Annotated in this window: 16 protein-coding genes; 5 read left to right on the forward strand and 11 right to left on the reverse strand. The window is 74.2% G+C overall.

Translation table 11 applies throughout. The features are described from left to right. Nucleotides 1-32: 32 nt before the first annotated feature. From infB to rimP, 4 genes are all read right to left on the reverse strand, one after another. Nucleotides 33-3,137, reverse strand: a complete 3,105-nt coding sequence (gene infB, locus EDD39_RS34075) for a translation initiation factor IF-2 (protein WP_081967217.1) — start codon at nucleotides 3,135-3,137, stop codon at nucleotides 33-35. Nucleotides 3,138-3,328: 191 nt separating this feature from the next. After that, nucleotides 3,329-3,631 (reverse strand): YlxR family protein, encoded by a 303-nt coding sequence (locus EDD39_RS34080; RefSeq protein WP_123563505.1) that lies wholly within the window; start codon nucleotides 3,629-3,631, stop codon nucleotides 3,329-3,331. 69 nt (nucleotides 3,632-3,700) lie between these two features. After that, nucleotides 3,701-4,702: a transcription termination factor NusA gene (nusA, locus tag EDD39_RS34085; protein ID WP_123563352.1), complete on the reverse strand. Its 1,002-nt coding sequence runs from the start codon at nucleotides 4,700-4,702 to the stop codon at nucleotides 3,701-3,703. Nucleotides 4,703-4,704: 2 nt separating this feature from the next. Continuing rightward, nucleotides 4,705-5,247: a ribosome maturation factor RimP gene (gene rimP / locus EDD39_RS34090; protein ID WP_123563354.1), complete on the reverse strand. Its 543-nt coding sequence runs from the start codon at nucleotides 5,245-5,247 to the stop codon at nucleotides 4,705-4,707. 228 nt (nucleotides 5,248-5,475) lie between these two features. On the opposite strand from rimP, the gene EDD39_RS42600 reads away from it, so the two are divergent. Genes EDD39_RS42600 through EDD39_RS34105 form a run of 3 tightly spaced genes read left to right on the forward strand, consistent with a single transcriptional unit; the run spans nucleotide 5,476 to nucleotide 7,989 of the window. Next, nucleotides 5,476-6,453 (forward strand): ferritin-like domain-containing protein, encoded by a 978-nt coding sequence (locus EDD39_RS42600; RefSeq protein WP_123563356.1) that lies wholly within the window; start codon nucleotides 5,476-5,478, stop codon nucleotides 6,451-6,453. Nucleotides 6,454-6,488: 35 nt separating this feature from the next. Further along, complete coding sequence (locus EDD39_RS34100) at nucleotides 6,489-7,388, forward strand: aminoglycoside phosphotransferase family protein (protein WP_123563358.1); 900 nt, start codon at nucleotides 6,489-6,491, stop codon at nucleotides 7,386-7,388. A gap of 49 nt (nucleotides 7,389-7,437) precedes the next feature. Further along, on the forward strand, nucleotides 7,438-7,989 hold the full coding sequence (locus EDD39_RS34105) for a GNAT family N-acetyltransferase (protein WP_123563360.1): 552 nt from the start codon (nucleotides 7,438-7,440) through the stop codon (nucleotides 7,987-7,989). A 7-nt stretch (nucleotides 7,990-7,996) separates the two neighbouring features. Here the strand turns inward: EDD39_RS34105 and EDD39_RS34110 are convergent, their stop codons facing one another. Then, nucleotides 7,997-8,872, reverse strand: coding sequence for a GNAT family N-acetyltransferase (locus EDD39_RS34110; protein ID WP_123563362.1), 876 nt, complete (start codon nucleotides 8,870-8,872; stop codon nucleotides 7,997-7,999). 84 nt (nucleotides 8,873-8,956) lie between these two features. After that, nucleotides 8,957-10,117, reverse strand: a complete 1,161-nt coding sequence (gene ispG, locus EDD39_RS34115) for a flavodoxin-dependent (E)-4-hydroxy-3-methylbut-2-enyl-diphosphate synthase (RefSeq protein ID WP_123563363.1) — start codon at nucleotides 10,115-10,117, stop codon at nucleotides 8,957-8,959. 408 nt (nucleotides 10,118-10,525) lie between these two features. On the opposite strand from ispG, the gene EDD39_RS34120 reads away from it, so the two are divergent. Together EDD39_RS34120 and EDD39_RS34125 are read left to right on the forward strand one after the other, a co-directional pair. Next, nucleotides 10,526-11,479, forward strand: a complete 954-nt coding sequence (locus EDD39_RS34120; RefSeq protein WP_123562597.1) for an IS481 family transposase — start codon at nucleotides 10,526-10,528, stop codon at nucleotides 11,477-11,479. 75 nt (nucleotides 11,480-11,554) lie between these two features. Further along, a complete protein-coding gene (locus EDD39_RS34125) occupies nucleotides 11,555-12,451 on the forward strand; it encodes an IS982 family transposase (RefSeq protein WP_123553457.1) in 897 nt (298 codons plus the stop codon). 28 nt (nucleotides 12,452-12,479) lie between these two features. Here the strand turns inward: EDD39_RS34125 and EDD39_RS34130 are convergent, their stop codons facing one another. From EDD39_RS34130 to EDD39_RS34150, 5 genes are all read right to left on the reverse strand, one after another. Continuing rightward, the gene (locus tag EDD39_RS34130) at nucleotides 12,480-13,787 is read right to left on the reverse strand and encodes a M50 family metallopeptidase (RefSeq protein ID WP_123563365.1); all 1,308 of its coding nucleotides are present in this window, start codon (nucleotides 13,785-13,787) and stop codon (nucleotides 12,480-12,482) included. Between the two features lie 19 nt (nucleotides 13,788-13,806). Beyond that, complete coding sequence (gene dxr, locus EDD39_RS34135; RefSeq protein WP_123563368.1) at nucleotides 13,807-15,036, reverse strand: 1-deoxy-D-xylulose-5-phosphate reductoisomerase; 1,230 nt, start codon at nucleotides 15,034-15,036, stop codon at nucleotides 13,807-13,809. Nucleotides 15,037-15,134: 98 nt separating this feature from the next. Beyond that, on the reverse strand, nucleotides 15,135-16,577 hold the full coding sequence (locus tag EDD39_RS34140) for an aldehyde dehydrogenase family protein (RefSeq protein ID WP_123563370.1): 1,443 nt from the start codon (nucleotides 16,575-16,577) through the stop codon (nucleotides 15,135-15,137). 127 nt (nucleotides 16,578-16,704) lie between these two features. After that, nucleotides 16,705-18,270, reverse strand: a complete 1,566-nt coding sequence (locus EDD39_RS34145) for a PucR family transcriptional regulator (protein WP_123563372.1) — start codon at nucleotides 18,268-18,270, stop codon at nucleotides 16,705-16,707. A 192-nt stretch (nucleotides 18,271-18,462) separates the two neighbouring features. Beyond that, on the reverse strand, nucleotides 18,463-20,478 hold the full coding sequence (locus tag EDD39_RS34150) for an ATP-binding protein (RefSeq protein ID WP_123563373.1): 2,016 nt from the start codon (nucleotides 20,476-20,478) through the stop codon (nucleotides 18,463-18,465). Nucleotides 20,479-20,684 lie beyond the last annotated feature (206 nt).

A 20,684-nucleotide genomic window follows, 5' to 3' on the forward strand; every position in this document is an offset into this window, starting at 1 on the left:
CACCCCGCCGACCGGCCCCGGTTCAGCACCTGTTACGAGCGCGGCTTCTCGCGCATCTCGTAGGTCTCGATGACATCCTCGATCTTGATGTCGTTGAACGAGCCCAGGGTGACACCGGCCTCGAAGCCCTCGCGGACCTCGGTCGCGTCGTCCTTGAAGCGGCGCAGGCCCTCGATGTTGAGGTTCTCCGCCACGACCTTGCCGTCGCGCAGCAGGCGCGCCTTGGTGTTGCGGCGGATGATGCCCTCGCGGACGAGGACACCGGCGATGTTGCCGAACTTGGAGGAGCGGAACACCTCGCGGATCTCCGCGGAGCCGAGGCGCACCTCCTCGTACTCGGGCTTGAGCAGGCCCTTGAGCGCGGCCTCGATCTCCTCGATCGCCTGGTAGATGACCGAGTAGTACCGGATGTCGACGCCCTCGCGCTCGGCCGCGGTACGGGCACGCCCCTCGGCGCGCACGTTGAAGCCGATGATGATGGCGTCCGAGCCCATCGCCAGGTCCACGTCGGACTCGGTGATGGCACCCACACCGCGGTGCAGGACCCGCAGCTCGACCTCTTCGCCCACGTCCAGCTTGACGAGCGCGTCCTCGAGGGCTTCGACGGAACCGGAGACGTCACCCTTGATGATGAGGTTGAGCTTCTCGATGTTGCCGGCGGCCAGCGCGGCCTCGAAGCCCTCCAGCGAGACGCGAACGCGGCGCTGGGCCATCGAGGCGTTGCGGTCGCGGGCGGCGCGCTTCTCGGCGATCTGGCGGGCGGTGCGGTCCTCGTCGACGACGATGAAGCTGTCGCCGGCGCGGGGCACCGAGGTCAGACCGAGCAGCAGCACCGGACGGGACGGGCCGGCCTCGGAGAGGCTGTTGCCGTTCTCGTCCAGCATCGCGCGGACGCGGCCGTAGGAGTCGCCGACCACGATCGAGTCGCCGACCCGCAGGGTGCCGCGCTGGACGAGCAGCGTCGCCATGGCGCCGCGGCCCTTGTCCAGGTGGGCTTCGATCGCGATGCCCTGGGCGTCCTGCTCCGGGTTGGCGCGCAGGTCGAGGGAGGCGTCCGCGGTCAGGACCACGGCCTCCAGCAGCTCCTCGATGTTGAGGCCCTGGCGGGCGGAGATGTCGACGAACATGGTGTCGCCGCCGTACTCCTCGGCCACCAGGCCGAACTCGGTGAGCTGGCCGCGGACCTTGGTCGGGTCCGCGCCCTCGACGTCGATCTTGTTGACCGCGACCACGATCGGCACGCCGGCGGCCTTGGCGTGGTTCAACGCCTCGACCGTCTGCGGCATGACGCCGTCGTTGGCCGCGACCACCAGGATCGCGATGTCGGTGGACTTGGCACCACGGGCACGCATGGCGGAGAACGCCTCGTGACCCGGGGTGTCGAGGAAGGTGATCGGGCGCTCTTCGCCGTTCACCTCGGTGACCACCTGGTACGCACCGATGTGCTGGGTGATGCCGCCGGCCTCGCCCGCGACCACGTTGGTCTTGCGGATCGCGTCCAGCAGTCGGGTCTTGCCGTGGTCGACGTGACCCATGACGGTGACCACCGGCGGACGCGGCGCGAGCATCTCCTCGTCGCCCTCGTCGGCACCGAAGTCGATGTCGAAGGACTCGAGCAGCTCGCGGTCCTCGTCGTCCCGGCTGACGATCTCCAGCACGAAGCCCATCTCCTGGGCCAGCATCTCGAGCGTCGCGTCGGAGACCGACTGGGTCGCGGTGACCATCTCACCGAGGTTGAACATCACCGAGACGAGCGCCGCCGGGTTGGCGTTGATCTTCTCCGCGAAGTCCGTCAGCGAAGCGCCGCGCGAGAGGCGAACGGTCGCGCCGTTGCCGCGCGGCAGCATCACGCCGCCGACGGACGGGGCCTGCATGGCCTCGTACTCCTGGCGCTTCGCCCGCTTCGACTTCCGGCCACGGGCCGGACGGCCGCCGGGGCCGCGACCGAACGCGCCCTGCGTGCCACCACGGGCACCCGGGCCGCCGGGACGACCGCCGAAGCCGCCGGGACGGGCACCGCCGCCGCCGAAGCCACCGCCGCCACCGGCGCCGCCACCCGGACGGGGGCCGCCGAAGCCGCCACCGGCCGGACGCGAGCCCGGACCGGCCGGACGGCCCTGGAAGCCGGGACGGGCACCGCCCGGAGCACCCGGACGCGCACCGGGGCCACCCGGACGCGCACCGGCACCCGGACCCGGGCGCGGGCCCGGACGCTGCGGCATCATGCCGGGGTTCGGACGGGGCATCCCGGACGGGCTCGGCGCACCGGGCCGCGGAGCGGCCGGACGCGGCATGCCGTCGGGACGGGGCGCACCGGCACCCGGACCGCCGGGACGCGGGGCGCCACCGGGACGGGGACCGCGCTCACCGGACGGCGCACCGCCCGGACGCGGCGCACCGGCACCCGGGGCACCGGCGGGACGGGGCCCGCGCTCGCCACCGGGACGGGGACCGCGCTCGCCACCCGGCGCACCGGCCGGACGGGGACCGCGCTCACCACCGGGACGGGCACCGCGCTCACCGGACGGCGCACCGCCCGGACGCGGGGCCGACGGACGGGCCATGCCCGACGCGCCGCCCGAGGTGAAGGGGTTGTTGCCCGGACGCGGGCCGGCCGGACGCGGGCCCGGACGGGCCGCGGGGTTGGCCGGGGCCGGCCGCGGGGCGGCCGGACGCGCCGGAGCCTCGCCGGCCGGGGCCGGGGAGGAGAACTCCGCCGCCGGCGCCGGAGCGGCCGGGGCGGGCGCCGCCGGGCGCGGACCCGGGGTCGGGGCCTGGCCGGCCGGCTTCGGCGCGGTCGGGCCCGCCGCGGGCGCGGGGGTGGCGGGGGTGGGACGGGGGCCCGGCGTCACGGTGGGACGCGGGCCGGGGGTGGGGGCACCCGGCTTGGGTGCGGCCGAACCGGCGCCGCCGGTCGGCTGGGGCGCCGCGGGCTTCCGCGGGCCAGGCTTCGCGGAGGACGCGCCGCCGGACGGCGGGGTCGCTCCCAAAGCGTCAGTCAACTTGCGCACGACCGGCGCCTCGATCGTCGAGGACGCTGAACGCACGAACTCGCCCAGCTCGGTGAGCTTGGCCATGACGGCCTTGCTCTCCAAGCCGAGCTCCTTGGCGAGTTCGTATACCCGGACCTTAGCCACTTCGCTCCTGTCTATGTGTCCGGGGTATTCGTCCGCCGGACTGCCGTTACTTCATGGGCGTACTCATCGCGTACTCATCGAGTGCTCATCGCAATCTCGACCTACTTCCATCTCGCGAGGTACCTGACTGGGGCGCACGGCGGCGTACCACGTCGCCGTGCGCTGGTGCGTGTTGCCGGGCGCGGGGCCCGTCAGTGGGCCGACTGCCGATCGGCCGGACTTGCTTCCGCCCCGAGGTGCTCCCGCAGGGCGCCGGGGTCGAGCGCGCCCTGGACCCTGAGGGCCCTGGGGAACGCCCGGCGGCGGACCGCGAGGTCGAGGCAGTTCGGGTCGGGGTGCAGATACGCGCCCCGGCCCGGCAGAGTGCCACGGGGATCGGGGACGCATTCGTCCCCGCCCGCCACGACACGCAGCAGCTCGTGCTTGGCCGCGCGCTTGCGGCAGCCCACGCAGGTGCGTTCAGGGCATGCCCGGACATGCGTCCGGCCAGACACGTTCAAGTCTACCCCTCCGAAGGGACTCACCGCCGCCGAGTAGATCTCCGGAGGCACATGACAACGTTGCTAGCGGTTGGCGGATTCCTCGGCGGGGGCCTCGGTGTCCGGACGGATGTCGATCCGCCAGCCGGTCAGGCGGGCGGCCAGGCGGGCGTTCTGCCCCTCCTTGCCGATCGCCAGCGACAGCTGGTAGTCCGGCACGATCACCCGGGCGGAGCGCTGGGCCAGGTCGACGATCTCCACCTTCGTCACCCGCGCGGGCGACAGGGCGGCGGCGACCATCTCGGCCGGGTCCTCCGACCAGTCGACGATGTCGATCTTCTCGCCGTGCAGCTCGGCCATCACGCCGCGCACCCGCATGCCGTTCGGGCCGATGCAGGCGCCCTTGGCGTTCAGGCCCTGCCGGCGCGACCAGACCGCGATCTTGGTGCGGTGGCCGGCCTCGCGGGCGATCGCGGCGATCTCCACCGAGCCGTCCGCGATCTCCGGGACCTCCAGCGCGAACAGCCGCTTCACCAGGTTCGGGTGGGTGCGCGAGAGCGTCACCGACGGACCGCGGACACCGCGCCGCACGCCCACCACGTAGCACTTCAGCCGGGTGCCGTGCCGGTAGTCCTCGCCCGGGACCTGCTCCTGCGGCGGCAGGATGGCCTCCAGCTTGCCGATGTCGACCAGCACGCTCTTCGGGTCGTTGCCCTGCTGGACGACACCGGTGACGATGTCGCCCTCCTTGCCCGCGTACTCGCCGAAGGTCTGGTCGTCCGCGGCGTCCCGCAGCCGCTGCAGGATGACCTGCTTGGCGGTGGACGCGGCGATCCGGCCGAAGCCCGACGGGGTGTCGTCGAACTCCTTCGGCTCGACGCCCTCCTCCAGCTCGGACGCGTCCTCCAGCGCCCAGACCGTCACGTGGCCGGTCTTGCGGTTCAGCTCCACCCGCGCCCGGCGGCGCGAGCCCTCGGTGCGGTGGTACGCGATGAGGAGCGCCGACTCGATCGACTCGACCAGCAGGTCGAACGGCACGCCCTTCTCGGTGACCAGCCCGCGCAGGGCACTCATGTCGATGTCCACGACTACGCCTCCTCTTCCTCTTCGTCCACGTCCGCGATGTCGGCGGCGGCGTCGAGCGGTTCCTCGTCCTTGCGGTTGAACTCGACCTGCACCCGGGCCCGCGCGATCTCCGCGAACTCCAGTCGGCGCTCCTTGGGGCGGCCGCGCCCCTTCACCGGCTGCACCTCGACCAGCGCGCCGTCCTCGTCGCTCTCCAGCACCCGCGCGGTCAGCTCCGCGCCGTCCAGCAGCTTGACCGCCGCCAGCCGACCGGTCGCCCGGCGCCAGTGCCGGGGCTCGCTCAGCGGGCGCTCGGCGCCCGGCGAACCGACCTCCAGCAGGTACGGGGCCTCGCCCATCAGGTCGGAGGCGTCCAGCGCCTGGCTCACCAGGCGGGAGAACTCGGAGATCGCGTCGAGGTCGACGCCGTCCTCGGCGTCCACGTCGACCTGCACCTGGCGGCGACTGCCGGCCTGGGTCACCTTGACCTCTTCGAGGTCGAGCCCGGCCTCGGCGGCCAGCGGCTCCAACAACGCGCGCAGCCGGTCAGTGGGGGTGGTGCTCATCCGGGTGACTCCTCGGCCGCGTCTGCTGTTGTCGAAGGTGCTAACTCACCGCGAAGCCTATCGGGTCAACCCCCGAACCACCGATTCCGACCCGGGCCGCCCGCACCCCCTGCGAGGAACCTCACAGCGGCCGGATACCGTCCAACCTCCGTACAGGGCGTGTGCGGCTCCGGTAAAGATTCTCCCGACGGGGAGCACCGCGCCCCCACCGAGCCCGCTGGAGCACCGATGCCCGCACCCACACGGCGGACCCTGCTGGCCCTCGGGGCGCTCACCGGGCTCCAACTGCTCTGCGGCTGCACCGACGACCACCCGGCCGCGCCGAAGCCCACCGCCGCCGACCCGGACCGTCCGCTGCGGCTGCGTCAACTGGCCGCCACCGACGCCCTGCTCGCCGACTACGACGCGGTCCTCGCCGCCGCCCCGGCCGACGCCGACCGGCTCGGCAACCTGCGCGAGGACGTCGCCCGGCACCGCGAGGCGCTCGCCGGCCCGCTGCCCTCGCCGTCCGCCGCCGGGTCCGCCGCTTCCGGGTCCGCCTCCGCCGCCGGGTCCGCCTCCCCCGCCGCGGGCCCGGCCGCCCGGACGGCCGCCGAGCTGGCCGCCGCCGAGCAGCGGACCGCCGCGCTGCGCCTGGCCGACCTCGCCGCGGCCTCCCCCGAGCTGGCCCGGACCCTCGCCTCGATCGCCGCCTCCGACGCGGCCCACGCGGCCGCCCTCGGCGACACCACCGCGCCCGCCCCCGCCCCCTCCCCTTCGGCCTCGGCCTCGGCCTCGGCCGGTGCGCTCCCCGCCGCCGACACCGCCGCCCTGCAGGCGGCGCTGGCCGCCGAGCACGCCGCCGTCTACGGCTACGGCGTGGTCGGCGCGTTCCTCCCCACCGGGCCCCAGCGCGAGGACGCCCGCTCCGGCTACAGCGCCCACCAGGCCCGCCGCGACGTCTGGCAGCGCCTGCTGGCCGCCGGCGGCGCCTCCCCCACCGCCGCCGCCCCCGGTTACCGGCTGCCCTTCGCGGTCAAGGACCCCGCCACCGCCGCCCAGTTGGCCGCCCACCTGGAGACCCAGCTCACCGCCGCCTACGCCGACCTCGCCGCCACCACCGCGCTGCGCGAGCAGGCCGCCGCCGCGCTGCGCGAGGCCGCCCTGCGCGCCGCCCACTGGGGCGCCGACCTGCCCGCCCTCCCGGGCCTGGCCGCGGCGTCCTGACCGCCGGGGGCCCGTCGGACCGGATAATCGATCACATGGCACAACCTGCGCGGTTCAGCGCCCCCCAGCGTCTCGTCGAGTCCGTCCGGGCGGAGGACACCCCGTCGGCGCGGGCCTGGCTGGCGCAGCTGCCCGCGCTGCTGGAGGCCCGGCTGGCGGCCTGGGGGCTGGTGCCGGAGCGGATCGCGGAGCCGGGCGGGCGCAGCAGCCTGCTGGTGCACGCGCACCGGGCGGACGACCTGGCGCCGGTGGCCCTGAAGCTGGCGCGCCCGAACGGCGAGGCCGCCGCCCTGCGGACGTGGGCCGGCCGGGGCGCGGTCCTGCTGCTGGACGAGGCCGACGGGGCACTGCTGCTGGAGCGGCTGCACGGGGAGATCCCGCTGCGCTCGCTGGCCGAGCCGAAGGCGATGCTGGAGGCGACCAGCCTGCTGCACCGCCTGTGGGTCCCGGCCCCGGCCGGGCACGGCCTCCCGTCCCTGGCCGAGCACGCCCGGCAGCTCGGGGACCGGATCGCCGAGCGGCGCTCGCTCCCGGGCGCCGCGGACGCCGGGCCGCTGGTGGACGAGGCCCTGGAGGCCGTGGCGCTGGCCGCGGACGGCGGCGGGTGGCTGCTGCACGGGCGGTTCCGGCACGGCCGGGTGCTGGCCGCCGACCGCGCCCCGTGGCTCGCGGTGGCCCCGCGCCCGGTGGTCGGCGACCGGGCGTACGACCTGGCCTCGCTGGTGCTGGACCGGTTGGACACCCTGGCCGCCTCCCCGGGCCCGCGCGGCGCGGCCCGGCGGCGGCTGGCCCGGCTGTCCGAGGCGGTGGAGCTCCCCGCCGACCGGGTCCGCGCCTGGACCCTGCTGCGGGCGGTGGACACCGCCCTGGGATCGCTGGCCGCGGGCGGCACCGCGGCGGCCGAGCTCCATCTGGAGTTCGCCGCCTGGCTGTGAGGCCGGGGCGGTCGGCCGCCCGCGGCGGCAGGTAGTAACGTCCCGCTTCATGGAGCAGCTCACCGGGGTGACGATCGAGGCCATCGACCTGGCGGCGTGGGCGCCCGCCGTGCTGGAGGTCCAGGCCGTCGCGTTCGGGCTGGGGCCGCACGAGGTCGCGGTGCGGCTGCCGATCGTGGGGCGGCACGCGCTGCAGCCGGGGGTGGTGGCGCTGGGGGCGATGTCCCGGGGGCGGCTGGTGGGCTTCGGGTACGGGATGCCGAACCGGCGCGACCACTGGTGGTCGACGGTGATCGAGCCGTACCTGGCGGCGCGCGGCCACGAGGGCTGGCTGGACGGGGTGTTCGCGGTGACGGAGCTGCACGTGCTGCCGGAGTTCCAGGGCCTCGGCGTGGGCACCCGGCTGATCCGCACGCTGTGCGGGCACTCGGGCCTGGACCGGTCGATCCTGTCGGCGATCGACGCGGAGACCCCGGCCCGCCGGCTGTACCGCTCGCTCGGCTACCGGGACCTGGCGCCCGCGGTGCGCTTCCCGAACACGGCCCGCCCGTACGCGGTGATGGGCGCCCACCTGCCGCTGCGCGACCCGGCCCGGCCCTGACGGACCGTCAGAACAGCACACTCATGAACGCGCCGACCTCGCGGAAGCCGACCCGGCGGTAGGCGGCGCGGGCCCGGACGTTGAAGTCGTTGACGTACAGCGAGACGACCGGGGCGACCTCGGCGAGGGCGGTGTTGACGACGGCGGCCATGCCGGTCTCGGAGAGCCGCTTGCCGCGGTGCTCGGGGGCCACCCAGACGCCCTGGACCTGGCAGGCGCCGGCCGTGACGGCGCCGATCTCGGCCTTGAAGACGACCTTGCCGTCCTGGTCGAAGCGGGCGAACGACCGTCCGGTGGAGACCAGTTCGGCGACCCGGGCCTGGTAGAGCAGCCCGCCGTCGCCGGCCAGCGGGGAGATGCCGACCTCCTCGGTGAACATGGCCACGCAGGCGGGCATCAGCGCCTCGATCTCGGCCCGGCCGACCCGGCGCACCAGCGGGTCGGGCTCGACCTCGGTGACGGGCGTGGCGGTGGCCATCAGCGGCTGGTGGGCGCGGACGTCGCGGGCCGGGCCCCAGGAGCGCTCGAGCAGCGCCCAGAGCGTCGCGGTGGCCTCGGCGGGGCCGACGATGGAGGAGCAGCGGCGGCCCTGCCGGCGGGCGCGTTCGGCGAAGGCGCGGACGGCCTCGGGGCCGGCGTTGACCGGGACGAGGTTGGCGCCGGCGTAGCAGAGCGCGTCGAGCCGGCCGTCGGCGTCGTGCCAGCCCCACATCTCGCCGCCGAGCCGCCAGGGGTCGAGGCCGACGGCCTCCACCCGGGTGGCGACGAAGGCGTTGGCGACGGGGTCGCGGTGCAGGATCTCCAGCGCGTCGTCGAGGTCGGGGGCCTCCAGCACGCGGGTGGCGGCGAGCGCCCGGGCGACCTGGAACGGGCCGGGCAGCATCACACCTCGGTCGAGCACGGGGGCACCTCTCGGACGGGCGGGGCCGCCCCTGTCAGGGCGGCCCCGCCGGGGGACTTCAGGCCGTCACTCGGCGGCCACGACGACGGGGGCGCCGGAGGCGACGCCCTCCTCCTGCATCTGCTCGGCCAGCTTCATGGCCTCCTCGATCAGGGTCTCGACGATCTTCGACTCGGGCACGGTCTTGATCACCTCGCCCTTGACGAAGATCTGGCCCTTGCCGTTGCCGGAGGCGACGCCGAGGTCGGCCTCCCGGGCCTCGCCGGGGCCGTTGACGACGCAGCCCATGACGGCGACCCGCAGCGGCACCTCCATGCCCTCCAGCCCGGCGGTGACCTCCTCGGCGAGCTTGTAGACGTCGACCTGGGCGCGGCCGCAGGACGGGCAGGAGACGATCTCCAGGCCGCGCTGGCGCAGGTTCAGCGACTCCAGGATCTGGATGCCGACCTTGATCTCCTCGGCCGGCGGGGCGGAGAGCGAGACCCGGATGGTGTCGCCGATGCCCTCGGCGAGCAGCGCGCCGAACGCCACCGCGGACTTGATGGTGCCCTGGAAGGCGGGGCCGGCCTCGGTGACGCCGAGGTGCAGCGGGTAGTCGCAGGCGGCGGCGAGCTGCCGGTAGGCGTTGATCATCACGACCGGGTCGTTGTGCTTGACCGAGATCTTGATGTCGCGGAAGTCGTGCTCCTCGAACAGCGAGCACTCCCACAGCGCGGACTCGACCAGCGCCTCGGGGGTGGCCCGGCCGTACTTCTCCAGCAGCCGCTTGTCGAGCGAGCCGGCGTTGACGCCGATCCGGATCGGCACGCCGGCGTCCTTGGCGGCCTTGGCGATCTCGCCGACCTTGTCGTCGAACGCCTTGATGTTGCCGGGGTTGACACGGACCGCGGCGCAGCCGGCGTCGATCGCGGCGAACACGTACTTCGGCTGGAAGTGGATGTCGGCGATCACCGGGATCTGCGACTTCCGGGCGATGATCGGCAGCGCGTCGGCGTCGTCCTGCGAGGGGACGGCGACCCGGACGATCTGGCAGCCCGAGGCGGTCAGCTGGGCGATCTGCTGCAGCGTCGCGTTGACGTCGGAGGTGAGCGTGGTGGTCATCGACTGCACCGAGACCGGCGCGTCGCCGCCGACCGGCACGTTGCCGACCATGATCTGACGCGAGTGGCGGCGCTGGGCCAGCGGCTTGAGCGGCAGGGAGGGGATACCGAGCGAGATCGCGGTCATGTGCGCAGTTTTTCCTCTGGAGAGGTCGGTGAGCCGGGGCGCGCCGCGGTGGCGGGGGCGCCCGGCGTCCAACGGTACGGCACGGCCGGGCGGCGGAGCACACCCGGCCGTGGATGGCGCGCGGCCAGGTCCTGTCCGGTCGATCCTGTCGGATCGGCGCGCGGCGGTGGGCGCCCGGCTGGGAGTGCCGGCCCGACGCCCTCGTACTGGATGTACTCGGGTGTCGGGCCGGTGCTTCCAGACGGGATGCCCGGCGTCGGGCGCCCGGCAAGATCGACCGGACAGGGCCTAGATGTTCTGACCATGGAGGTTGGTGACAGGGGTCACGGTGTGGTGATCTTGAAATGAGTGAGGGCCTTCTGGCTCGGTGTGGATTGCGACATCTACCCGGCGACCAGAAAGGCCCTCATGCCGCACTCTAATGCACCGCTGACCGAGACCGGCCGCCTGCGTCTGGCCCGGTGCGTGGTCGAGGACGGCTGGCCGCTTCGCCGGGCCGCCGAGCGCTTCCAGGTCTCGCCGACCACGGCCAAGCGCTGGGCCGACCGCTACCGCGCCCTCGGAGAGGCCGGCATGAGCGACCTTTCCAGCCGCCCGCACCACAGCCCGCGCCGGACCCCGACCCGTACCGAGCGGCGCATCATCAAGGTCCGCGTCCTGCGGAGATGGGGACCAGCCCGCATCGCCTACCTGCTGCGGTTGAACCCGGCCACCGTGCACCGCGTGCTGACCCGCTACCGGCTTGCCCGCCTGAACCACCTCGACCGGGCAACCGGCCGAGTGATCCGACGCTACGAGCACCACGCGCCGGGCGAGTTGGTCCACGTCGACATCAAAAAGCTCGGCAACATCCCCGACGGCGGAGGCCACAAGACCCTCGGACGCGCGGCCGGGCGCAAGACCCGTGCCGGGGCCGGCTACAGCTACCTGCACAACGCCGTCGACGACCACTCCCGCCTGGCCTACAGCGAGATCCTGCCCGACGAGCGCAAGGACACCGCCGCCGCGTTCTGGACCCGAGCACACGAGTTCTTCGCCCAGGCCGGCATCACTGTCCGGCGCGTCCTGACCGACAACGGCTCCTGCTACAAGTCCCACCCCTGGCGCGACGCCCTGGCCCGGACCGGGACCACCCACAAGCGCACCCGGCCCTACCGGCCCCAGACCAACGGCAAGGTCGAACGCTTCAACCGCACCCTGCTCGACGAATGGGCCTACGCCAAGCCCTACCGAACTGAGCAGGAACGACGCGACGCCTACCCCGAATGGCTCCACACCTACAATCACCACCGCGGACACACCGCACTCGCAGGCAAGCCACCCGCCAGCCGCGTCCCCAACCTCACGGGTCAGAACACCTAGACGAGTAGTTCCGAAGTCGGGTGTCTTTGGCTGTTCTGCTTCGGACATGCGGGGAGGGTGTCCAGGCTTCGGGTTGTGACGACCGAAGAGCTGGACACCCTCCTGACGGCACTCTACGTGCAGATCGATGACCACCTGCCCCGAACGCGCTGGTTGGGGCGCCCGCCGCGGCTGACGGACTCGGAACTGGTGTGCCTGGCCGTGGCCCAGGTGCTGCTGGGCTTCCACTCCGAGGCCCGCTGGATCCGCTTCGCCCGCGCCCGCCTGCGCGGCATGTTTCCCCACCTGCCCGAGAGGCCCGGCTACAACAAGCGCCTGCGCGCCGCACGCCCGCTGCTCCAGCAGGCGATCCGCGACCTGGCCCGGGACACCGACCTGTGGGCGGACCCGGTGTGGATCACCGACTCCACACCCGTGGAGTGCGGCCGCTCCCGCGACACCGCACGCCGCTCGGCCCTGGCCGGATGGGCCGGCTACGGCTACAGCCGCTCCCACTCACGCTGGTTCTGGGGCCTGAAACTGCACCTGGTCTGCACCCCCGCCGGTCTGCCCGTCACCTGGGCCCTGGCCAGTCCGAAGGTCGACGAGCGCGAGGTGTTGGCCGCGCTCGTCGAAACCGAACCGGAGCTGGCCCGCGAGCGGCCCGGCCTGCTGATCCTCGCCGACAAGGGCTACGTCTCCGCCGAACTCGACCGCTTCCTCGAACAGCACGGCATCACGCTGCTGCGGCCGTCCTACCGCAACCGAACCCCACGCCCCGGGGAAGGGCTGCTGAAGTCCGTCCGCCAGCTGATCGAGTCCGTCAACGACACCCTCAAGGGCCAACTCGGCCTCGAACAGCACGGCGGACGCACCATCGAGGGCCTCGGCGCCCGAGTCGGCCAACGGCTACTCGCGATGACCTGCGCGATCTGGCACAACCGGGCCACCGGCCAACCCGTCACACGCTCGTTGATCGCCTACGACCACTGACCGACTAACCGACTTCGGAACTACTCGTCTAGTTGATGCGCACCGGGTTGACGATGTCGGCGGCCATCACGAGGCCGGTGAAGCAGATGAAGACGCCGGCCACCACGTAGGCCAGCGGCATCAGCCGGGCCACGTCGAACGGGCCGGGGTCGGGGCGGCGCAGCAGCCTGGCGAAGCCGCGGCGCAGCGACTCCCACAGCGCGCCGGCGATGTGGCCGCCGTCCAGCGGCAGCAGCGGGAGCATGTTGAACAGGAAGAGCATCAGGTTGATGCCGGCCAGCAGCTGCACCGAGAAGGCGAGCCGCTGGGTGGCGGGCAGGTCCATCGAGAACACGTCGCCGCCGAGCCGGGCGGCGCCGACCATGCCGATCGGGGAGTCGGCGTCGCGCGGGGTGCCGTCGACCACGGCGTGCCACAGGCCGGGGATCTTGCCGGGCAGCTGGGTGAGCGACTCGACGCTGTGCCGGGCCATCGACCCCATCTGGTCGGCGCTCTCGACGAGCGTCATGTGGTGCACGCCGGTGGCGGGGGTGATGCCGAGGAAGCCCGCGGTGACGGTCTGCCCCTTGATCGGGTTGTTGTCCTTGTCGTACGCCTGCAGCGTGTTGGTCTTGATGTCGGCGCGCAGCGTCTGCTGCTCGCCGCCCCGGTGCCGGACCAGGATGTCGACCTGCCGGCCGGCGGAGTCCCGGATCAGGTTCTGCAGCTGCGGGTAGTCGTGGATCTGCACGCCGCCGAAGCTGAGCACGGTGTCACCGGCGCGCAGGCCCGCCAGGTTGGCCGGGGACTTCTCGGCGTCCTGCGTGCAGTCGTCGGTCTTGGCGCTGACCGGGACGACGCACTCGCTGACCTCCTGCACGGTCGGCACGGCCTGCTGCACGCCGATGCCCATGAACAGGGCGAGGAACAGGCCGAGCGACAGGACCAGGTTCATGCCCGGGCCGGCGAACATCACGATGACGCGCTTCCACGGCTTGCGGGTGTAGAACAGCCGGGTCTCGTCGCCGGGCTGCAGCTCCTCGTAGGAGGCGGCCCGGGCGTCCTCGATCATGCTCCGCCAGGGCGAGGAGGAGCGTTTCGTTATCCGGCCGTCCGCGCCGGGCGGGAACATCCCGATCATCCGGATGTAGCCGCCGAACGGGATCGCCTTGAGGCCGTACTCCGTCTCGCCGCGCTTGACCGACCAGATGGTCCGGCCGAAGCCGACCATGTACTGCGGCACCCGGATGCCGAACAGCTTCGCGGTGGACAGGTGGCCGAGCTCGTGCCAGGCGATCGAGAACAGCAGCCCGACCACGAAGATCAGGACGCCCAGCACCCACATCAGCTTGTCCACCGCGTCGCCTCCGTCGTACCTAACCTGCCGCCAGTTCCCGGGCCCGGGTGCGGGCCCAGTGCTCAGCCTGGAGTACGTCCTCCACCGTGAGCGAAGTTCCCGCCGCCGGGGTGCCGTGTTCGGCGACCACCTTCGCCACAGTGTCCACGATTCCGGTGAAGGGCAGTGCGCCGTTCAGGAAAGCGTCCACACATTCCTCGTTGGCGGCGTTGAAGACCGCGGGGGCCGTCCCGCCGAGCGTACCCACCTCGCGGGCCAGCTCGACCGCCGGGAAGGCCGCGTCGTCCAGCGGGAAGAACTCCCAGGTCGCGGCCTTGGTCCAGTCGCAGCCGGGCGCGGCGTCGGGCACCCGGTCCGGCCAGCCGAGGCCCAGCGCGATCGGCATCCGCATGTCCGGCGGGCTGGCCTGGGCCAGCGTGGAGCCGTCCGTGAACTCCACCATCGAATGAACGACCGACTGCGGATGGACCACCACCTCGATCCGGTCGAAGGGCACGTCGTACAGCAGGTGCGCCTCGATCACCTCCAGGCCCTTGTTCACCAGGGTCGCCGAGTTGATCGTCACCACCGGCCCCATCGCCCAGGTCGGGTGGGCCAGCGCCTCGGAGGGGGTCACGCCCGCCAGCTGCTCGCGGGTGCGGTTGCGGAACGGGCCGCCGCTGGCCGTCACCACCAGCTTGCGGACCTCGGCCCGGGTGCCGCCGGCCAGCGCCTGGAACAGCGCGGCGTGCTCGGAGTCCACCGGCACGATCTGGCCCGGCCGCGCGACGGCCTTCACCAGCGGGCCGCCGACGATCAGCGACTCCTTGTTGGCCAGCACCAGCACCCGGCCGGCCCGCAGCGCGGCCAGCGTCGGCGCCAGGCCGATCGAGCCGGTGATGCCGTTCAGCACCGAGTGGCACTCCGTCGCGGCCAGTTCGGTCGCCGCGTCCGGGCCCGCCAGCACCTCGGGCAGCGCCGCGCCGCCCGCCCGCGCCGCCAGCGCGGCGCGCAGCGGCGCCTCGGCGGCCGGGTCGGCCACCGCCACGGTGCGCACGCCCAGCGCGAGCGCCTGCTCGGCGAGCAGCTCGACCCGGCCGCCGGCCGCGGACAGCGCCACCACCTCGAACCGGTCGGGGTTGCGGAGCACCACGTCGATGGCCTGGGTGCCGATCGACCCGGTCGAGCCGAGGATGACCAACTCCCGGGGGCCGTCCGGGTCCTGCACGGCCGGAGTGAAGCGCGACTGCGGATGGGCGAGCGAGTTCATGCCCCCATTGTGTCCTGCCCCGGCCCCCGCGACGGACGCCCCGCCCGCCGGCCGGGGGCAGCGGCGGGCGGGGCGTCCGGGGGCGCCGGGCGGCGGGCTCAGAGGTCCAGACCGGTCAGGACCAGCACCTTCTCGAAGGTGAAGTCGTCCATCGCGTAGCGCACGCCCTCGCGGCCCACGCCGGAGTCCTTCACGCCGCCGTACGGCATCTGGTCGGCCCGGTAGGACGGCGCGTCGCCGATCACCACGCCGCCGACCTCCAGCTCGCGGTGGGCCCGGAACGCGGTCTGCACGTCGTGCGTGAACACGCCGGCCTGCAGGCCGAACGCCGAGTCGTTGACCGCGGCGAACGCCTCCTCGGTGCCCTCGACCCGGTGCAGCGACAGCACCGGGCCGAACACCTCGGCGGTGGCCAGGATGGCGTCGGCGGGCAGCTCGGCCAGCACGGTCGGGGCGTAGGCCGCGCCGTCCCGGCTGCCGCCGGTGAGCACCTTGGCGCCCTTGGCGACCGCGTCCTCGACCCAGGACTCGACGCGCCTGGCGGCGTTCTCGTCCACCAGCGGGCCGACGTCGGTGGCCTCGTCCGACGGGTCGCCGGTGACCTGGGCCCGCACCTTGGCGACGACCTTCTCCACCAGGCGGTCGTAGACGCTCGCGTCGGCGATCACCCGCTGCACCGAGATGCAGGACTGGCCGCCCTGGTAGTTGGCGAACAGCGCGATCCGGCCCGCCGCCCAGTCGAGGTCGGCCTCGGAGCTCCAGTCGGCCAGCACCACGGCCGCGGCGTTGCCGCCGAGCTCCAGGGTGACGTGCTTGCGCGGCACCGAGTCCATGATCTGGTAGCCGACCTTGTCCGAACCGGTGAACGAGATCACCGGCAGGCGCTTGTCCTGCACCAGCGCGGGCATCTTGGCGTTCTCCACCGGCAGCACGCTCCAGGAGCCGGCCGGCAGGTCGGTCTCGGCCAGGATCTCGCCCAGCACCAGGGCGGAGACGGGGGTGGCCGGGGCGGGCTTGAGGATGATCGGCGCGCCCACCGCGATCGCCGGGGCGACCTTGTGCGCCACCAGGTTCAGCGGGAAGTTGAACGGGGCGATGCCCAGCACCGCGCCGCGCGGGAAGCGCCGCACGATCGCGTACCGGCCGGTGCCGCCCGGGTCGGTGTCCAGCCGCATGGTCTCGCCGTTGGTCCGGCGGGCCTCCTCGGCGGCCCAGCGGAACACCGACACGGCCCGGCCGACCTCGCCGCGCGCCCACTTGATCGGCTTGCCGTTCTCGGCGGTGATCAGCCGGGCGATCTCCTCGGTGCGCTCGGCCAGCCGCTTGGCGACGTGGTCCAGCGCGGCCGCCCGCTGGTGCGCCGGAGTGGCGGCGAACACCGGCACCGCGGCGGCGGCGGCCGCGACGGCCTCCTCCACCTGCGCGTCGGTCGGCACGCTGACCTTCGCCACCAGGCTGCCGTCGTGCGGGTGGCGGACCTCGAACTCCGCCTCGCCGCTCGCCCGCCGTCCGGCCAGCCAGAACTCCTGAGTGGTGGTCACGGTCGCACCGGCCCCTTCCCTCGAAAGACTTGTCGCCTTCACGGTAGGGCGCGGCCCCGGGGTTTCCGATTGGACGGACGGGACGAAACCGGGGGCCCGATTAGGACGCCGCGGAGGACAGTGCGGCCTACTCCTCGCCCGACCTGAGCGCCAGCCACAGCTCCATCCGGACGTCGGTGTCGTCCAGCGAGCGGCCCAGCAGCTCCTCGACCCGCCGCATCCGGTAGCGCAGCGTGTGCCGGTGCACGCCCAGGTCGGCCGCCGCCGCGTCCCACTGGCCGTGCCGGGAGAGCCAGGCGCGCAGCGAGGCGACCAGGTCGCCGCGGGCGGTGCGGTCGTGGTCGCGCAGCGGGCGCAGCAGGCCCTCGGCGAAGGCGGTGACCGCCTCCTCGCCGAGCAGCGGCAGCAGCGAGCCGGCGCCGACCTCCTCGTGGTCGACGGTGCGCCGGCCGCCGCGCTGGGCGACCGCCAGGGCCCGCTCGGCCTGGGCCTGCGCGGTGCCGGCCTCCTCCAGCGCGGCGGGGGCGGAGACGCCCAGCGCCAGGCCCTCGTGCTCCTCGACGGCGCCCAGGCAGGCCCGGTGCACCGAGCCGTTGTCCAGCGCGAGCACCGTCAGCCGGGGCCCGTGCGCGCCGTCCTCGCGGGACACCAGGAGCTTCTCGCCGACCTTGCCGCCGGCGTTCTCCGCCCGGTCGGCCAGCTCGCCGAGCGCCTCCGCGGCCTCCGGTCCGGGACCGGCGGCCGCCACCAGCACCCGGACGGTGCCCTCGGGCAGGCCGCCGAACAGCCCGGCGGCGACCTGCCGGGCGGTGCCGACCTCGCCGGCCAGCACCATCCGCAGCAGCGCGGCGCCCATCTTCTCCTCGGCCTGCCGCAGCTCGCGCGAGCGCTCCAGGGTGAGGGTGAGCAGCGCGACGGCGGCGTTCAGCACGTACCGCTCGGTCGGGGTGATCCGGTCCTCGGTGCCGACCGCGAGGAAGCCGCGCGGACGGCGGTCGGCGCCCAGCGACTGGACCACCACGTAGTCCTCGTCGGCGGTGTCGATCGTCCCGGCCCGGCCCTGCAGGGCGGCGCTGGACGGGGCCGGGCGGCGGCGCAGCCGGTCCACCTCGGCGGCCAGCCGGCCGGCCCGGCGGGCGGCCCAGTCGGGGGCGACCGCGGACAGCGCGCCGGAGCCGTCGTACAGCGCGGCCCAGCCGCCGAGCCGGGCGGCCAGCCGGCGGACGATCGCGGTGGTGCCGTCCTTGCCGAGCGCGGCCCGGGTCAGCTCCTCCTGCGCCTCGAAGCTGGTGGTGACGGCCTCGTACTGCTCGGCGGCCAGCGCGGCCGAGACGGTCTTGGAGATGGCGATGAACGGCGTCGCCTCGGGCACCCGCAGCAGCGGCAGCCCGCGCTGGGCGGCCGCCTCCACCAGGGCCTGCGGCACCTCGCTGTGCGAGAGGCCGACGCCCAGCCCGAGGCCGACCACGCCCGCGTCGGCGAGCCGGTGCACGTAGGCCTGCAGCTTGGCGGCGGCCTTGCCCAGCTTGATGCCGGTGGTGAGGAGCAGCTCGCCGCCCTCGAGGAACGGGGTGGGATCGTCCAGCTCACTGGTGTGGACCCAGCGGACGGGGCGTTCCAGGTGGTCCGCGCCGGCCAGCACCGTCAGGTGGAGCGCGGAGGTGCGGACGACGGAGGCGAGAGTGGGGGGCATGGCACCTTCGGTGGTTCGACCTGGCTGCGCCGTTGCGACCGGGCGAGTGAGGGTTCTCCCCCCATTATGGACGCTCCGGACAACCCGGAGTGCCGAAATCCGCCGGTCCGTAGCTTCTGCGTTGCCGGGCGCCGGGCGGACGGCCGCCGGACGCCCCGTCCGGCGGCCCCCCGTCCCGCCGCCCGGCCGGGCTCAGTGCCGCAGGTCGACCAGCAGCGGCGGCACCTGTTCCCCCGTCACCGAGGTCAGCGAGATCACCGCGTGCCCCGACGGCAGCGCGTGCGCCAGGTCGGACGGCGACCAGCGGTGCCGCTCGACGTCCCGGGTGGTGATCGACTCGGTCTGCGCGGTGGTGCCGGACAGCGCCTTGCGAACCAGCCGCCCGGCCCGGCGAACCGTTCCTCCGGAGGTGTCCGGGACGTGCGTGACCGCGGTCTCCCGGACCAGGTGGGTGCCCCACGCCTCGGAGAACAGCCGCCCGTCCCAGGGCGCGATGCCGGGGAACGCCATCCGGTTGCCGACCGCGCCGAACAGCGGCGCGCGCAGCGCCTCCGGCAGGTCGGACAGCGTGCGCAGCAGCAGCAGCACGCCCGCGTTGGCGCCGCGCAGCCGCTGCACGCCGCGGATCGCCTGCGCGTCCACGGCCGCGGTGGCGTCGTCCAGCACCATCCCGGCGAACAGCTCGCGGTCGCGCCGGTCGGCGGCGGCCTGGGTGAACTGGCCCAGCAGCAGCCGCGACAGGATCCGGGCGGCCTCCGGGTGGCTGCGCTCGGGCAGCTTCACCCGCACCCGCAGCGGGTGCTCCAGCGCCCGCATGGCGAACGCCGGCTTGGCGTCCGGGCCGCCGGAGAACCCGGCCGCCAGCGCGGGCCGGTCCAGCAGCGCCAGCCGGTCCGCGAGCAGCGCGCCCGGGTCGTCGGCCCGGCCGTGCATCCGCTCGCGCTGCTGCAGGTCCGCCTCGAACTCCGGCCGCCGGCCCGACTTCTGCAGCCGCTCGCCGAGCTCCGCCCAGCCCTCCGCGTCCCCCGCCAGCAGCGCCCGCAGCGCCCGCACCCCCGGGTAGCCGCCGTACGCCGCCCGGTACGGCCCGACCACCTGCTGCATCGCGGCCCGGGCGCTCTCCGCGCGCGGCGCCAGCTCGTCCGGCAGCAGCGCGTCCGCCAACCGGGCCGCCGCCTCGTCCGAGTGCGGCGCCGCCCCGTACAGGTCCAGGCCGTACGGGGCGGCCGGGTCGCCGGGGGCGATCACCACGTCGTACCAGTCGTCCGGCCCGAGGTCCGCGTCGGACGCGCCGACCACCACCGCGCAGGCCGCGCCCGCCAGCGCCTGCAGGCACAGCGCCTCCGCGACCGGACGGGCCAGCGAGGCGGTCTTGCCGGTGCCGGCCGGACCGACCGCGAGCAGCGAGGTGCCCAGCACCCGCGGGTCCAGCGCGAACCCGGCGTTCCGGTGCCCGACCGGGTTCTTCGGCACGTCCTGCGCCGTCCCCAGCCGCACCTGGCGCACCAGCAGGTCGTGCCGCGCCGCCCGCCCGCCCGGCAGGTCCCGCTGCTCCGACGGGTGCGCGCACGCCGCCGCGCCCCGGGCCGCCACCTGCGCCGCGAACTCCTGCCACGCGGCCGGGTCGCTCCCCACCGTCCGCCACGCCTGGTGCAGCCGCACGTAGTCCACGTCCCCGACCGCCTCCCCCTCCAGCCGGCGCACCACGTCCCCGGCCGGCCGCAGCTCGGCCCACACGTCGACGACGGGGGCCTGCTCGGGGGCGGGGGGCACCTCGGTGACGGTGCGGGAGAGCAGCGGGAGCAGGAATCGGCGGCCGACCTCGCGCCAGCGGCCCATCCGGCCGAAGATCCAGATCAGCAGGGTTGCGGCGATCACCCCCAGCAGCAGGGCGATCGGGTTGGCGAGCGCGCTGGTGAGCTGGGTGCCCAGGCCGACGGCCTGCATGAGGAACACCTCGGCCTCGACCACGTACCGGTACAGGACGAGGGCCACCAGCAGGTTCAGCGCCGCCCGCAGCAGCAGCGGCCCCGCCGGGGTCCCGGCCTGTTCGGCGGCCTTCGGGTCGTGCGGGGTGTGGTGCTGGCGGTAGATGCCGGGGGCGGCTTCGGGGCGGGGGGCGGTGGCCCAGGTGGGGAGGTGGAAGGGGGTGCGGGGCGGGGGGAGACGGGGGTGGGTGTGCTGGGTTCTCGCGTCGTTCAGTTCCACTTCGGGCCCCTCCTACGTTGCCGGCGGTGCCATACCCGCATCGCCGTCCCACCGACACACCCGGGGGCCAATGTAGTGGAGTGCGCGGGCGCGCAGCCGATCTTCGGCCACTGGCCGCGTCGGACAACTGGGACGGCCCAGCAGTACCGAGTGGCGCATGCCCGGGCCGCGCGGCCGGTCGTAGCCTGCGGTTACCGCGTCAAGAA

Source organism: Kitasatospora cineracea (assembly GCF_003751605.1).
Lineage (GTDB): Bacteria > Actinomycetota > Actinomycetes > Streptomycetales > Streptomycetaceae > Kitasatospora > Kitasatospora cineracea.

Bases quoted from the DNA above. Each gene is read 5' to 3' on its own strand.
- rimP (WP_123563354.1), bottom strand. From the start codon at position 5,247: ATGAGCACCACCCCCACTGACCGGCTGCGCGCGTTGTTGGAGCCGCTG.
- EDD39_RS34105 (WP_123563360.1), top strand. From the start codon at position 7,438: ATGGAGCAGCTCACCGGGGTGACGATCGAGGCCATCGACCTGGCGGCG.
- EDD39_RS42600 (WP_123563356.1), top strand. From the start codon at position 5,476: ATGCCCGCACCCACACGGCGGACCCTGCTGGCCCTCGGGGCGCTCACC.
- dxr (WP_123563368.1), bottom strand. From the start codon at position 15,036: ATGAACTCGCTCGCCCATCCGCAGTCGCGCTTCACTCCGGCCGTGCAG.
- ispG (WP_123563363.1), bottom strand. From the start codon at position 10,117: ATGACCGCGATCTCGCTCGGTATCCCCTCCCTGCCGCTCAAGCCGCTG.
- EDD39_RS34100 (WP_123563358.1), top strand. From the start codon at position 6,489: ATGGCACAACCTGCGCGGTTCAGCGCCCCCCAGCGTCTCGTCGAGTCC.
- EDD39_RS34120 (WP_123562597.1), top strand. From the start codon at position 10,526: ATGCCGCACTCTAATGCACCGCTGACCGAGACCGGCCGCCTGCGTCTG.
- EDD39_RS34110 (WP_123563362.1), bottom strand. From the start codon at position 8,872: ATGCTGCCCGGCCCGTTCCAGGTCGCCCGGGCGCTCGCCGCCACCCGC.
- EDD39_RS34145 (WP_123563372.1), bottom strand. From the start codon at position 18,270: ATGCCCCCCACTCTCGCCTCCGTCGTCCGCACCTCCGCGCTCCACCTG.